The sequence below is a fragment of the Thioclava sp. GXIMD4215 genome (assembly GCF_045291555.1).
GTDB classification, from domain to species: domain Bacteria; phylum Pseudomonadota; class Alphaproteobacteria; order Rhodobacterales; family Rhodobacteraceae; genus Thioclava; species Thioclava litoralis.
In genome coordinates this window covers 310,073-323,285 of record NZ_CP149517.1, presented here as the reverse complement: position 1 = coordinate 323,285, position 13,213 = coordinate 310,073, and the positions used below count along the sequence as shown (strand labels likewise).

The 13,213-nt window shown below is 62.6% G+C and carries 12 protein-coding genes; 8 read left to right on the top strand and 4 right to left on the bottom strand.

From position 1 onward, the window contains the following. Window positions 1-82 precede the first annotated feature (82 nt). From thiC to WDB86_RS18005, 5 genes are all read left to right on the top strand, one after another. Window positions 83-1,867, top strand: coding sequence for a phosphomethylpyrimidine synthase ThiC (thiC, locus tag WDB86_RS18025; protein ID WP_341485991.1), 1,785 nt, complete (start codon window positions 83-85; stop codon window positions 1,865-1,867). A 228-nt stretch (window positions 1,868-2,095) separates the two neighbouring features. Then, window positions 2,096-3,298: a PLP-dependent aminotransferase family protein gene (locus WDB86_RS18020; protein ID WP_339109846.1), complete on the top strand. Its 1,203-nt coding sequence runs from the start codon at window positions 2,096-2,098 to the stop codon at window positions 3,296-3,298. A 257-nt stretch (window positions 3,299-3,555) separates the two neighbouring features. Beyond that, window positions 3,556-5,145, top strand: coding sequence for an iron uptake transporter permease EfeU (gene efeU, locus WDB86_RS18015; RefSeq protein WP_341485990.1), 1,590 nt, complete (start codon window positions 3,556-3,558; stop codon window positions 5,143-5,145). Continuing rightward, entirely contained in the window at window positions 5,145-6,341 is a 1,197-nt protein-coding gene (efeO, locus tag WDB86_RS18010; RefSeq protein ID WP_330629275.1) for an iron uptake system protein EfeO, read from the top strand. Before efeU ends, efeO begins: the two co-directional genes overlap by 1 nt. A 93-nt stretch (window positions 6,342-6,434) precedes the next feature. Beyond that, a complete protein-coding gene (locus WDB86_RS18005) occupies window positions 6,435-7,670 on the top strand; it encodes a Dyp-type peroxidase (protein ID WP_341485989.1) in 1,236 nt (411 codons plus the stop codon). Between the two features lie 188 nt (window positions 7,671-7,858). On the opposite strand, the gene WDB86_RS18000 is transcribed toward WDB86_RS18005, so the two are convergent. The 4 genes from WDB86_RS18000 to WDB86_RS17985 form a co-directional block, all read right to left on the bottom strand. Beyond that, window positions 7,859-8,266, bottom strand: a complete 408-nt coding sequence (locus tag WDB86_RS18000; protein WP_341485988.1) for an EF-hand domain-containing protein — start codon at window positions 8,264-8,266, stop codon at window positions 7,859-7,861. A 107-nt stretch (window positions 8,267-8,373) separates the two neighbouring features. Beyond that, on the bottom strand, window positions 8,374-8,826 hold the full coding sequence (locus WDB86_RS17995; protein ID WP_406737090.1) for a hypothetical protein: 453 nt from the start codon (window positions 8,824-8,826) through the stop codon (window positions 8,374-8,376). Beyond that, the gene (locus WDB86_RS17990) at window positions 8,802-9,566 is read right to left on the bottom strand and encodes an MFS transporter (RefSeq protein ID WP_406737089.1); all 765 of its coding nucleotides are present in this window, start codon (window positions 9,564-9,566) and stop codon (window positions 8,802-8,804) included. The genes WDB86_RS17995 and WDB86_RS17990 overlap by 25 nt, the downstream gene beginning before the upstream one ends. 69 nt (window positions 9,567-9,635) lie before the next feature. Next, complete coding sequence (locus tag WDB86_RS17985; RefSeq protein WP_339109852.1) at window positions 9,636-10,508, bottom strand: hypothetical protein; 873 nt, start codon at window positions 10,506-10,508, stop codon at window positions 9,636-9,638. 242 nt (window positions 10,509-10,750) lie between these two features. On the opposite strand from WDB86_RS17985, the gene miaB reads away from it, so the two are divergent. The 3 genes from miaB (at window position 10,751) to WDB86_RS17970 (ending at window position 13,211) form a co-directional block, all read left to right on the top strand. Then, window positions 10,751-12,109 (top strand): tRNA (N6-isopentenyl adenosine(37)-C2)-methylthiotransferase MiaB, encoded by a 1,359-nt coding sequence (gene miaB, locus WDB86_RS17980; protein WP_330629280.1) that lies wholly within the window; start codon window positions 10,751-10,753, stop codon window positions 12,107-12,109. A gap of 277 nt (window positions 12,110-12,386) precedes the next feature. Further along, window positions 12,387-12,890 (top strand): OmpA family protein, encoded by a 504-nt coding sequence (locus tag WDB86_RS17975; protein ID WP_330629632.1) that lies wholly within the window; start codon window positions 12,387-12,389, stop codon window positions 12,888-12,890. A 12-nt stretch (window positions 12,891-12,902) separates the two neighbouring features. Then, on the top strand, window positions 12,903-13,211 hold the full coding sequence (locus WDB86_RS17970; RefSeq protein WP_330629281.1) for a hypothetical protein: 309 nt from the start codon (window positions 12,903-12,905) through the stop codon (window positions 13,209-13,211). The last annotated feature ends 2 nt before the right edge of the window (window positions 13,212-13,213 follow it).

The following is a 13,213-nucleotide window of genomic DNA, read 5'->3' as shown; positions in this document are numbered from 1 at the left end:
CGGGCCGCTTTGGCCCTTGCGGCCCGCAGTGGCCTATTCCCTCGCAGTTTTTGGTTGGGTCTTTTCGAAAGAGGAGACCGACATGAAAGATATCGTCCCGACGATTACCACCGGCGCGCTGATCGGCTCGCGCAAGGTGCATAAGGAAGGCCAGATCCACGCGCTGCGCGTGCCCATGCGCGAGATCGAGATCTCGAACGAGGAGGCGCTGTGCGTCTATGACAGCTCGGGCCCCTATACCGACCCGCTGGCCGAGATCGACATTACCAAGGGCCTGCCCGAGACCCGTGGCGGCTGGCTGCAGGCGCGCGGCGAGATCGAGGAATATGAGGGCCGCGCCATCACCGATGCCGATAACGGCTTTGCCAAGGGCGACCGCCTCGTGGCGCCGTTCCCCGTGCAGCGTCCGCCGCTGCGCGCGATTGGTGACCGCGCCGTGACGCAGCTCGCCTATGCGCGGGCAGGGGTGATCACCCCCGAGATGGAATTCGTCGCCATCCGCGAGAATGAGGGCCGTATGGCCGCCTATACCCGCGATGGTGACCCGATGGGTGCAAACCTCCCCGATCTGGTGACGCCGGAATTCGTGCGTCAGGAAATCGCGGAAGGCCGCGCGATCATTCCCGCCAATATCAACCACCGCGAGCTTGAGCCGATGATCATCGGGCGCAACTTCAAGGTGAAGATCAACGCCAATATCGGCAATTCGGCAGTGACCTCTTCGATGGAAGAGGAAGTCGAAAAAATGGTCTGGGCGATCCGCTGGGGCGGGGACACGGTGATGGACCTCTCGACGGGGCGCAATATCCACAATATCCGCGACTGGATCATCCGCAACTCGCCGGTCCCGATCGGCACGGTGCCTCTGTATCAGGCGCTGGAAAAGGTGGGCGGCGTGGCCGAGGATCTGACATGGGAGATCTTCCGCGACACGCTGATCGAACAGGCAGAGCAGGGGGTCGATTACTTCACCATCCATGCGGGCGTGCGTCTGCATATGATCCCGATGACCGCCAAACGCGTCACAGGGATTGTGTCGCGCGGTGGGTCGATCATGGCGAAATGGTGCCTGCATCATCACCGCGAAAGCTTCCTTTACGAGCATTTCGACGAGATCTGCGATATCTGCCGCCGCTATGATGTCAGCTTCTCGCTGGGGGACGGCCTGCGTCCGGGCTCGATTGCCGATGCCAATGACGAGGCGCAATTTGCCGAGCTGCGCACCTTGGGCGAGCTGACCAAGATCGCATGGGCCAAGGATTGTCAGGTGATGATCGAAGGGCCGGGCCATGTGGCAATGCATAAGATCAAGGCCAATATGGACGAGCAGCTCAAGCACTGCCACGAGGCGCCCTTCTATACGCTTGGACCGCTGACCACCGATATCGCGCCGGGCTATGACCATATCACCTCGGCCATTGGTGCTGCGATGATCGGTTGGTTCGGCACGGCGATGCTGTGCTATGTGACGCCCAAGGAACACCTTGGCCTGCCCGACCGTGACGATGTGAAGACGGGGGTGATCACCTATAAGCTGGCCGCCCATGCCGCCGATCTTGCCAAGGGCCATCCGGGGGCGCAGCGGCGCGATGACGCGATCAGCCGTGCGCGGTTTGAATTCCGCTGGGAAGATCAGTTCAACATCGGGCTCGACCCCGATACCGCGCGCGAGATGCATGACGAGACCATGCCCGCGCAGGCGCATAAGGTGGCGCATTTCTGTTCGATGTGCGGGCCGAAATTCTGCTCCATGAAGATCAGCCATGACATCCGCGCCGAGGCCCAGCGGCAGGAGGGCATGGGCAAGATGGCCGAGAAATTCCGCGAGGGCGGGGCGCTTTACATCCCCGAACCGACCGAAGGCTAACGCCTAAAACTGTGGGCGCAGAAATTTTTGTGCGCCCACAGTGCCGCATTCGAAATATTGCTCTCGTTTTTATGACTGAGGCGCAGGTTTTCTGTGCGCCAGATCACGGCTGCCCGCCTTGCGAAGGCTTCCGTTAGGCGCTAACGCTGCGTTCAGGCCCTTTGGGCATTCTATTTCACGCGGCCACGCAAGGGCGTGATCCGCCAGACGAGACGCAGGAGACGAAAAATGGACTGGACGAAAGTGCTCGCACGCCGCGCGGGCCGGATGAAAGCCTCGGAGATCCGTGAGCTGCTGAAACTTCTCGACCAGCCCGATATCATCTCTTTCGCGGGCGGTATTCCCGACCCCGATCTCTTCCCCAGCGCGGCCTATTCCGACGCTTTTGCCGCCACGATGGCCGATAATAACGGCCATGCGGCGTTGCAATATTCGGTATCCGAAGGCTATCGCCCGCTGCGCGAATGGCTTGTGGGCGAGATGGAAAAGATCGGCGTGCCCTGTGCCGTTGACAATATCATGATCACCTCCGGTTCGCAGCAGGCGCTGGATTATCTGGGCAAGCTGTTCCTGACCGAAAACGATACCGCCGCCGTGATGCGCCCGACCTATCTGGGCGCTTTGGGAGCGTTCAACGCCTATGAGCCGCGTTATATCCCGCTGGATCCGATGTCGAATATCGACCCCGAGACCCTGAAGACGGAGGCCAAGGCCGCCGGCGGCGCGGTAAAATTTGCCTATCTCTCGGCAGATTTTGCCAACCCGACGGGCGAGACCCTGCCCCGTGACGGGCGCGAGCGTCTGCTGGATCAGGCCGAGGCGCTGGATTGCGCGATCATCGAGGATGGCGCCTATCAGAACCTGCGTTTCGATGGCGAGGCGATCCCGCCGATCCTTGCGCTGGACATCGAACGCAAGGGCGGTATCGAGAACACCCGCACCATCTATTGCGGGTCTTTCTCGAAAACGCTGGCGCCCGGTCTGCGCGTGGGCTGGGTTGTGGCGGCAAAGCCGGTGATCGACCGTCTGGTGCTGATGAAACAGGCCGCCGACCTGCATTCGCCGACCCTCAACCAGATCGTGACAAACCATGTGGCGCGCGCGATCTTCCACGAGCATGTGGCCAAGATCAAGGCGGTCTATGCCAGCCGTCGCGACCGGATGCTGGCCGCGCTCGAGCGCGAGATGCCGGCATCGGTCAGCTTCACCCGTCCCGAAGGGGGCATGTTCATCTGGCTGACCTTCGACCCCAAACTCGACGGGGCCGATCTGCTGGCGAAAGCGGTACGCGATGAAAAAGTCGCCTTCGTCCCGGGCGGGGCGTTCTTTGCCGATGGCTCGGGCCAGAACACCCTGCGGCTCAGCTATTCCTGCGCGACCGACGCCCAGATCGACGAAGGGATCGCACGGATCGGCCGCATCCTGCGCTAAGCCATTGCCAGAAAAACGAAACCCCCTGCCATCCATCGATGGCGGGGTTTTTTTTATTTGGGGTGCAGGCGGCTTTGCCGACAGAAATTTCCTTGGGTCATCTTCACGCGAGCGTGTTTTGACAGGTCTTTGCCAAGGGCGCAGAAGCCATTGGTAAGTAAATTGGTCAGGAATTCAGGGCCAATCCGGTATCTCGCAGGAGGGATGTGTCTGACGGCCCAGACCCGTCCTTCCGGCCAAGTCGAAAGGTCTGGTCGATGTTGGCAACCTTGGTAATCGCGCTGCGTGAAGGGCTTGAGGCCTCGCTGATCGTGGGGATCATCGCGGCTTTCCTGCGTCGCAACGGGGTGGGTTTGGGGGCGATGTGGACCGGCGTTATTGCCGCACTCGTGCTGTCACTGGCGGTAGGGCTCGGGCTAAACCATCTGGAACAGAGCCTGCCGCAGGCCCGACAGGAGGCGCTGGAAACCGTCATCGGGGCAGTGGCGATTGTCTTCGTGACCGGCATGATCTTGTGGATGGACAAGCATGGCCGCGATATGCGCAGCAGTCTGGAAAGCGAGGCTGCGGCAGCCCTTGGCGGGCGGCGGGCCTTCGCCCTTGCGCTGATGGCCTTTCTGGCCGTGCTGAAAGAGGGGTTCGAAACTGCCGTCTTCTTTCTGGCAACCTTTTCTGCGGCACAATCCACATTCTGGGCCGCCTGCGGGGCGGTGATCGGGCTGGGTCTGGCGGTGGCCATCGGCTGGGGCATCTATGCCGGTGGAGTACGCCTGAACCTGTCGCGGTTTTTCCGTGTGACGGGGGCATTCCTGCTATTGGTGGCGGCGGGGCTGTGCGTGACCGCGCTGCGCACCGCGCATGAGGCGGGTTGGATCAATGCGGGCCAGCAGCTTGTCGTCAACCTGTCTTGGCTGGTGCAGCCGGGCACGGTGCGGGCGGCGTTGATGACCGGCGTTCTGGGTATCCCTGCCGATCCGCGTCTGATCGAGGTGCTGGGTTGGCTGGCCTATCTGGGTCCGGTGGCGCTGATGGTCTACTGGCCCAAATCGCGTCCGCTTGCACCCCGGACCGCGGCGCGTCTCAAACTTGGTGCGGGGGCGGTTCTGGCGCTGGTCGGGGTCGGGCTTCTGCTGACGCCGCAACCGCGGGCCCGTCTGCGCCAGACCGCACCGCTTACAACGATACAGGGCGATATGTCCGGTGAGTTGCGCCTTGCCCATGCCGATCTGCTGGCCCGTTTCGGTACGGCCGAGCTGCGCCTTGCCCCGATCCGCAGTCAAGATGCCAGCCATAACGGGCAGGCGCTGAATATGGGCGATTACGCGGCGACCCTAGCGATCCCGACAGCGCCCGATAGCGTCAGCTTTGCCGATCTGGTGGCACTGAATGGCGGGCGTAGGCCGATCGGGTTGAACCCCACGCGCTATCCCGGACCCTATGCGGCACAATGGCAGGCCGATATCCAGGCACAGGCCACAAGCGGGCAGGGGGCTGTTGTGGCCGCGCAGGCCCGTAGCAGCGTCAGCGTCACCCTGTCGGGCGGCGGGCTCCAGACCCCGCGCAGCCTGCGTGTGCGCGAGGTGCCGGACGCCGTGCAAAAGGCCATCGGCCCCGCCCGCTGGGCCATCCCCGAAACCTACACGACCCAAGCCAAAGCCGCCTATCGCGATTTCGCGGCGGCCTTGCAGGAATGGCAGTTCTGGTGCCGCCAGTTTCCGCTTGTTCTTCTGGGGGCGGCGCTTGCCTGCGCGTTGCGCGGTGCACGTCAGCGCCGCCGCCTTTCTCCCGAATCTTTCCACTCTACAGCCGGCGCACGCGCCGAACCCGCAGCAAAAGGAATGCCGTAATGCCGTTTTCCCGCCCGTCCTCTCTTGTCCTTCCGCTTGTCGCAACGCTGGCCGCCAGCACGGCTTACGCACAGACGGCACAGAAAAACGATGCTGGTGCCGCACAGGTTGCCATCACCCTGACCGGCGATAATGGCGGCACCTGCGCCCTGAGCGCCAAGGAAGCCGTTGCGGGTCCGGTCACGTTCACCGTCACCAACCAGACAGCCACAGCCCTGACCGAAGTCGAGCTTCTGTCCGGCAATCGCATCATCGGTGAAAAAGAGAACCTCGCCCCCGGTCTGCCGCCCGTGTCCTTTACCGTGACCCTTGGCGGCGGCGATTACGAGATCTACTGCCCCGGCGCGGCAGAGCAGAAGGTGGCCTTCAGCGTCAAGGGCCAGTTGGCACAGCGCCCGCAAGGCAGCGCCTCCGAACTGCTGGCAAAGGGCACCAAAGACTACAATGCCTATGTCAACGAGACCGTTGATGCGATGCTGGTTGCGGTGACCAAACTCAAAACCGATATCGATGCCGGAAATCTTGAGGCCGCCAAGATCGATTATGCGCGGGCCCGCCCGTTTTACGAGCGGATCGAATCCGATGTGGACGGGTTCGTGATGGACGGGTTCGATGCCACGGACAACCACGGCAATCTCGATTACCTCATCGATATGCGGGCCTCGAATGAAGACCCCGCTGTGGGCTGGTCGGGCTATCACGCGATCGAGCGCGATCTGTTCGAACGTGGCGCCATTACCGATGACACCAAGACGCTTGCGGCGGATCTGGTGAAGAATGTCACGCTGCTGGACAAGCTTGCCCCCAGCCTCGATTTCTGGCCCGAGGATCTGGCCAACGGGGCTGCAGACTTGCTGGAAGAGGTCCAGAGCAGCAAGATCAGCGGCGAGGAAGAAGCCTATAGCCATATCGATCTGGCCGATTTCGCGGGCAATGTGGAAGGGGCGGAACAGGCCTTTGCCTATCTGCAACCGGGTATGGAGCAGATCGACCCCGATCTGACCGCGCGTGTCAGCGATGAATTTGCCAAGGTCCGCGCCCTGCTGGACCAGTATCGCGACAATTCGGTGCCCGGTGGGTATGTGCTGTATACGCAAGAGCTGAAAGCGTCGGATAAGGTTAAGCTCAGCAAAGCCATCCAGTCGTTGCAGGAACCGCTGTCGCGTGTGGCCGAGAAGGTCGCGACCGCAGGCTAAGACGCATCTGGGGGCGGGTGGCCTTGTGCCGGCCCGCCCCGTGAGACATCTGTCAGACCGCCTTCTCCCAGCCTGACTTGCAAAGGAGACATCATGGACATCCCCGATTCCCGCCGCCGTGGCCTTCTGTTCGGCGCGGCGCTTTCGCCTTTTGCCGCCCCCGCGTTGGTGTCCGCCGCGCAAGCGGGCGATGACCCCCAAGGCCCGCCCACAGATCAGATAGACCTGACCCATGCCTATCCGTTTTACGGGCCGGGGCCGCAGGCGGGCATCGCGACACCGCCGCAGCGCCATATCGTCTATATGACCTTCGATCTGACCTCGACCGACCCGCGCGATTTGCAGATATTGCTGGCCCGCTGGTCGGCCTCGATCGCCCAGATGATGAAGGGCGAGCCGATCAGCAAGGTCGATCCGGGGCGGCCCAATGCCGGTGCGCTGGATACGGGCGAGGCGCTGGATCTGGCACCGGCCTCGCTGAGTGTGACCGTGGGCTTGGGGCCGGGGGTGTTCGATGACAGGCTGGGATTGCAGGCCTTCCGTCCCAAAGCCTTGCGCCCGCTCAAACATCTGCCCGGAGACGCGCTTTTGCCCGAGATTTCGGGGGGCGATCTTTCGCTACAGGCCTGTGCGGATGATCCGCAGGTGGCCTATCATGCGGTGCGGGTGCTGGCACGGCTGGCCAAATCCACCGGAACGGCGGCAACTCGCTGGGCGATCATGGGGTTCGGTCGGGCTTCGGCAGGGGTCGGGCAGAGCACACCGCGCAATCTTCTGGGGTTTCGGGATGGCACCCGCAATATCGTCACCGAGCAGGACCGCGCGAAATTCGTGTGGTCCGACAATCCCGGCTGGGGGGCGGGGGGCAGCTATCAGGTGGTGCGTAAAATCCGGATGTTCATCGAAAGCTGGGATACCGACCGCGTGGATGACCAGAACGAGGTCTTTGGCCGTTTCAAGGTGTCGGGAGCGCCGCTGACGGGCACGCATGAATTCGATACGCCCGATTTCAAGGCACAGGGGCCGCATGGGCCCGTGATTCCGGCCAATGCACATATGCGTCTTGCGGCGCATGAGCATCATAACGGGCTGAAGATCCTGCGGCGCGGCTATAACTATACCGACGGGATCAACAGTCTGGGCATGCTGGATGCGGGGTTGTTGTTCCTGTCCTACCAGAATGATCCGCATGCGTTCGAGACGCTACAGACCCGTCTGGGGGCGTCGGACGCGCTGAACGAATATATCTCGCATATCGCATCGGGCGTGTTCTTCGTGCCGCCCGCCCCGCCCGAGGGCAGCTATATCGGTGCGCATATGTTTGCGTGAGCGAAGCACCTTCCCCAGCTGCATAAACCCCGCGGCGGTCTGTCGCGGGGTCTTTTTGAGAGACGCGCGGGGGATGTGGGGGCGCAGGGCCGTGGCCCGCACCGTGCCCAGGGCTGCGGCCCGCACCGTGCCGGAGCAGAATGCGGGCCCGCCTTCCGTTGCGCGCCGTCTGTCACGGCGCGGCGGGATCAGCGTTGCGGCTTGGGGGGTGTCATCTTCGCCAGAAAGGCTTTGAATTCCTTTTTCGAGATGATGCCATCGTGGTTGCGGTCCAGCTCTGCGCCGCTTGGCGGTCGGGGATGGTCGGCCTTGCCTTTGGGGGCCGCGCCCTTGGGAGACGCATGGCCGGATTTGGAAGGCGGCGGGCCATCGGGGCGGGGGGCATGTTCGGCCATGAACATGTCGAATTCCTTTACCGTGACCCGTCCGTCATGGTTGCGGTCCATCTCTTTCAGGCTCGGCGGGCGGGGCGGTTCGTCTGCCTCTCTGGCCGGCGGCTTGGTCTGGGCTAGGGCCTGTGTGCTGACGACCGGCCCGCAGGCCAGCAGCGCGGCCAGAGCCACGGTGCCAAAGGGGAGAACACCCGACTGTTTCATGCGTTAATCCTATATGCTTCGACATCCGGCCTTTGTCAGACAAAGGCCGTCTTTTCCGAACGGAACGGGCAGGGGCTTCCGTCGGGCCGGACCGGCCCATGTGGTTGTTAGCGATGGCGGATCAGTAAACTCAGCGCGAGCAGGCAGAGGGCGGTTGCCAGAATGGCAAAACCCGTTGCCAGCGGTGCCAGCGGCAAGGCCAGTGTCAGCAGGCCAAAAATTACCACGGGCACCGAGATCGCCAGATAGCTCACCACGAAATACAGCGAGATCACTCCGGCGCGGTCGGTGTCCGGTGCCGCCGCTCCGATGGCCGCCAGACCGGAGCGGAAGGCGAGGCCATGCCCGAGACCGGCGACCAGCGTGGCCAGAAGGAGCAGAGGCAGATTCTGCATCTGGAAGGCGAAGGCCATGATCGTCGTGCCTGCGCCCAGCACCAGACAGCCCAGTGGCCCGCGCCAGCCTGCGCCGATATGGCCGACCAAGGCCTGCCCGAGGGTCGAGGCAAGGAAAATGAACCCCGCGACGAAGCCGATCAGAAGCGGGCTGTGATAGCCCATGATCTGCCCCAGAAATCCGGGAATGACGGCCGAGTAGAAGCCGAACACCATGAACCCCGCCACGGCGGCAATCGCGGCGGGCAGGAAGGCGCGGCGCACTTCGGGGGGAGTGCGAGCGATTGTGGCGACCAGTCCGGACGGGCCGCTTTCGTGACGCGTTCGGGCACATGGCGGAAACAGAGCGCGGCCAGACAGATCAGCGCCAGATGCAGCAGATAGGGTGTCAGCAAGGGCAAAGGCATCAGCAGGGCGGCGGCTCCGGCCAGCAACGGGCCCGCGCCGAGCCCGCCCATATTGGCGGCGGTCGCGACCAGCACGCCCAGCTTCACATGGCGGGGCGGTGCAAGGTCCATGACGGTTGCGGTGGCCGTCGAGGCAAAGATCCCCGCCGACAGCCCCGAGATCATCCGCGCCAGCAGAACCAGCCAGAGCGGCCCTGCCAGACAGAAGACCAGATCGCTTGCCACCGAAAGACCGACACCGGCATAGAGCATCGGTTTGCGCCCGATCTGGTCGGACCAGCGCCCCGTCAGCACCAATGCGGCAATCACCCCGCCCGCATAGACCGCAAAGATCACGGTGATCATCGCCTGCGACAGATCCATCTGCTGCCGGTAAAGCGTGTAAAGCGGCGTCGGCAGGGTGGTGCCCGACATCGCACAGAAGAACAGCAGGGCCGCAATCAGGAACAGGCCGATGCCTGCGCGCGCGTCGCGGGGGGAAGAAACGGCATCGGTCATCAGGCGTCCTCGCATGGGGAGGGTCAGCATGACCGAGCTTATCATTTCGGGCAAGCGGTTCCGATGCGCCTAGAACCACTGGCCCGGTTCGATCAGCCCCAGATCGAGAAGCTGCTGCGAGTTCCACTGGAAGGGCTCGGCATTATACCAGCGGAAATCCTGAATGGCCCAGGACGAACCGGGATTGGTTTTCAGCGCCTTGGCCGCGCGGAAGGACAGGATCGCGCCGGTCAGGTTATGATGCCACGGGCAGGAATAGGTGTTGTATTCCTCGTCGCTGAAGGTGTGATCGGCACGCAGCGTCAGCCCCTGTGCCGCCGAGAACAGGCCGATGCGGTCGATCTTGCGACGGTTCTCGCGCACATGTTCCTCGAAGCGCCAGCGCAACCCGCCAAAGAAATCGAGCTGCCGCTCCTTGGGGTGATTGTGGTTTTCAGGGTCGAGCCGTGCCAGCGCGTAATAGCCCGCGCGGTCCAGCATCGCATCCTCGCGGCTGACGCCATTGGGATTGGCCTCCAGATCGGCGGTATAAAGGTCGATCACATAGGTCAGCATCGCGGGGCGCCGCTCTTCGGTATGGAAGGCCAGCATTTCGCCCACGCGGCGGGTCTCGCTGAACGGATAGAAGAGATATTCGGCGTTATAGCAATAATACAACCAGACCTTGGGCGGGGTCAGGCTGATGGCCAGATTGACCGCCGCCACCGTCGCACCCGGTTCATGGGTGTCGTAATCGACCCTGTGAACCCGCGCCTCGAACCCTTCGGGCAGGGGCAGGGCCTGCGGCATGAAGGCGATCACCTCTCGGAAGCCACAGTTCAGATGATGGGCCAGCGTGCTGTCCAGCTCGACCTCGTCCTCGACAAGAATCAAGGCCACCGGCCCTTTGGCAAACAGGGACTGGCCCTTGCTGGCAAGATCATCAAGAGAAGAAAATAGCATGGAGCGTCCGGTCTTTTGCGCCAGATTTCCCCAAGAGGCAGGTGATTACAAGAGCGTGATCGCCCGAGCCTGCGGCGCGGGGCATTCTTGCACCACCTGCCATTGCCTTTCTGGTCTGTGAAAACATCACTTTTGGCCGCAGCTTGACGGGCGATGCTTGCTCCATAGGGCAATCTCCGGTATCGGGCAGGCTGCCGATCCGCCACATCCGCCCCCAATCTGTCCGCCAGGAGGTTTCTCTGATGCCCGATTCCAAGCTTGATACCGTTGAGACGCCCGCCGTTCCGGTGCTGAAGAAGCTGCATATCAAGACCTACGGCTGCCAGATGAACGTCTATGACAGCGAGCGTATGGCCGAGGCGATGGGCGGCGAGGGCTATGTCCTGACCGACAGCCCCGAAGAGGCCGATATGGTGCTGCTGAACACCTGCCACATCCGCGAGAAGGCCGCCGAGAAGGTCTATCACGAGCTGGGCCGCCTGCGTCCGCTCAAAGAGGCCAATCCGAACCTGAAGATCGGGGTGGCGGGCTGTGTGGCGCAGGCCGAGGGCGAAGAGATCCGCCGCCGCATGCCGCTGGTGGATATGGTGGTGGGCTCGCAAAGCTATCACAAGCTGCCCGCGATGACCCGCGCGGTGGATCGCGGCGAGAAGCCGGTGGATACCGATTTCCCCGTCGAGGATAAATTCGAACATCTTCCCGAGCGCCCCGTGCAGGCGCGCCCCACCGCCTTTCTGACGGTGCAGGAAGGGTGCGACAAGTTCTGCGCCTTCTGCGTGGTGCCCTATACCCGCGGGGCCGAGGTCTCGCGCCCTGTGGCCCGTATCCTGGGCGAGGCGCGCAAGCTGGTCGAGAAGGGCGTGCGCGAGATCACCCTTCTGGGTCAGAACGTCAACGCCTATCACGGCGAGGGCGAGGAGGGCACCTGGTCTCTGGCGCGTCTGGTGCGCGAATTGGCCAAGATCGAGGGGCTGGACCGGATCCGCTATACCACCTCGCATCCCAACGACATGGAAGATGATCTGATCGCCGCGCATGGGGATGAACCCAAGCTGATGCCCTATCTGCATCTGCCGGTGCAATCGGGGTCCGACCGTATTCTGAAGGCGATGAACCGCAAGCATACCGCGGCGGAATATATCCGCCTGATCGAACGTATCCGTGCCGCCCGCCCCGATCTGGTGCTTTCGGGCGATTTCATCGTGGGCTTCCCCGGCGAGACCGATCAGGATTTCGAGGACACGATGGAGCTGGTGCGCAAGGTGGGCTATGGCGCGGCCTATTCGTTCAAATATTCCGCCCGTCCGGGCACGCCTGCGGCAGATCGCACCGATGCCGTGCCTGCCGAGGTGGCCGATGAGCGTCTGCAACGTCTGCAGGCGCTGATCACCCAGCAGCAGCGCGCCACCCAAGAGGCGATGGTCGGGCGCGAATGTTTCGTGCTGTTCGAAAAGCCGGGCCGTCAGGAAGGCCAGTGGGTCGGCAAGTCGGATTATCTGCAAGCGGTTCACGTTAAAGGTGAAAATATCCGCCCCGGCACATTGGCACGGGTCCGCATTACGGCGTCGGGCCCCAATTCGCTTGCCGGAGAGCTGATCTGATAAAACCGGTTTTGGCGGATCACGTAAAAACCATGCGAATCCGCCAAAATAGAAACAATCCGTGGTTTTTTGGGGACTTGTTTCCATAATCACTACTACATCTTGCGTCTTTACCCTTCCATTGCGTCACTTTTTTGCTAATCTGCCGTGAGTTGGACATTTTGCCGCCCGCTGCATGAAAAATGCCGCTCGGGATGGCATTTAGGGGGACGAGACGGTGATCAGCACTCTCTTGCAAAAAATGAAGCCGGTGGCCGGCTTTGCCCTGGCGGCTGGCATGGTTTTCGCCATTGGCTTTGCCCCGGCACAGGCGCAGCAGACGCGCGCCGAAAAATATATTCCCGGCATCTGGATCGACCCCGATGGCTGCGAGCACTGGGTCATGGATGACGGTGCCGAAGGGTATATGGACAACCGCATCACCCGCGACGGGCGTCCGGTCTGCCACCGCAATGTCTGCGGCATCATTCCGACCGATACGCTGTTTGCCACCGACCGTTCTGCGATCTCGGTTGCGGGGCGTGAATATCTGCGCAACTTCTTCCGCACCGCGCAGGCGCGCAGCTTCATCATTACGGGGCATACCGACAGCCGCGCCTCTGACGAGTATAACATGAAGCTTTCCAAGCGCCGCGCCGAAGCCGTGGCGGGTGTCGCCCGCGAGGTCGGGGCGCCGGTGCTGGCCGTGAACTGGTATGGCGAGCGCCAGCCGCGCGCAACCAATGCCACCCGCGAAGGCATGGCGCAGAACCGCCGCGTTGAAATCATCTGTGTGAAATAAGGGGCCGGTATCATGACTGCCATAAAGACACTCGTGTTGCTGGGGCTGGTTGGGGCAATGGGTGCCTGTACCGCCGTCGGTCCGGACAAAAGCCGTGACCGCGGTTGGGGGTCGAAAGATCTCAGCCAGTTGAAAGCCGGTATCTGGATCGATCCGGAAGGCTGTGACCACTGGATCATCGATGACGGTGTCGAGGGCTATCTCTCGGCGCGGCTTGATGATTACGGCAAGCCGATCTGCTCGGGGGCTGGTCCTGCCGCCACGGCTGTCGGTCCGTTCAAATCGGGCTCGGATATTCCCGACCCGACGCCGGGCTACTGATT

Bases quoted from the DNA above. Each gene is read 5' to 3' on its own strand.
- thiC (WP_341485991.1), top strand. From the start codon at position 83: ATGAAAGATATCGTCCCGACGATTACCACCGGCGCGCTGATCGGCTCG.
- WDB86_RS18020 (WP_339109846.1), top strand. From the start codon at position 2,096: ATGGACTGGACGAAAGTGCTCGCACGCCGCGCGGGCCGGATGAAAGCC.
- efeU (WP_341485990.1), top strand. From the start codon at position 3,556: ATGTTGGCAACCTTGGTAATCGCGCTGCGTGAAGGGCTTGAGGCCTCG.
- efeO (WP_330629275.1), top strand. From the start codon at position 5,145: ATGCCGTTTTCCCGCCCGTCCTCTCTTGTCCTTCCGCTTGTCGCAACG.
- WDB86_RS18005 (WP_341485989.1), top strand. From the start codon at position 6,435: ATGGACATCCCCGATTCCCGCCGCCGTGGCCTTCTGTTCGGCGCGGCG.
- WDB86_RS18000 (WP_341485988.1), bottom strand. From the start codon at position 8,266: ATGAAACAGTCGGGTGTTCTCCCCTTTGGCACCGTGGCTCTGGCCGCG.
- WDB86_RS17995 (WP_406737090.1), bottom strand. From the start codon at position 8,826: ATGGGCTATCACAGCCCGCTTCTGATCGGCTTCGTCGCGGGGTTCATT.
- WDB86_RS17990 (WP_406737089.1), bottom strand. From the start codon at position 9,566: ATGACCGATGCCGTTTCTTCCCCCCGCGACGCGCGCGCAGGCATCGGC.
- WDB86_RS17985 (WP_339109852.1), bottom strand. From the start codon at position 10,508: ATGCTATTTTCTTCTCTTGATGATCTTGCCAGCAAGGGCCAGTCCCTG.
- miaB (WP_330629280.1), top strand. From the start codon at position 10,751: ATGCCCGATTCCAAGCTTGATACCGTTGAGACGCCCGCCGTTCCGGTG.
- WDB86_RS17975 (WP_330629632.1), top strand. From the start codon at position 12,387: ATGGTTTTCGCCATTGGCTTTGCCCCGGCACAGGCGCAGCAGACGCGC.
- WDB86_RS17970 (WP_330629281.1), top strand. From the start codon at position 12,903: ATGACTGCCATAAAGACACTCGTGTTGCTGGGGCTGGTTGGGGCAATG.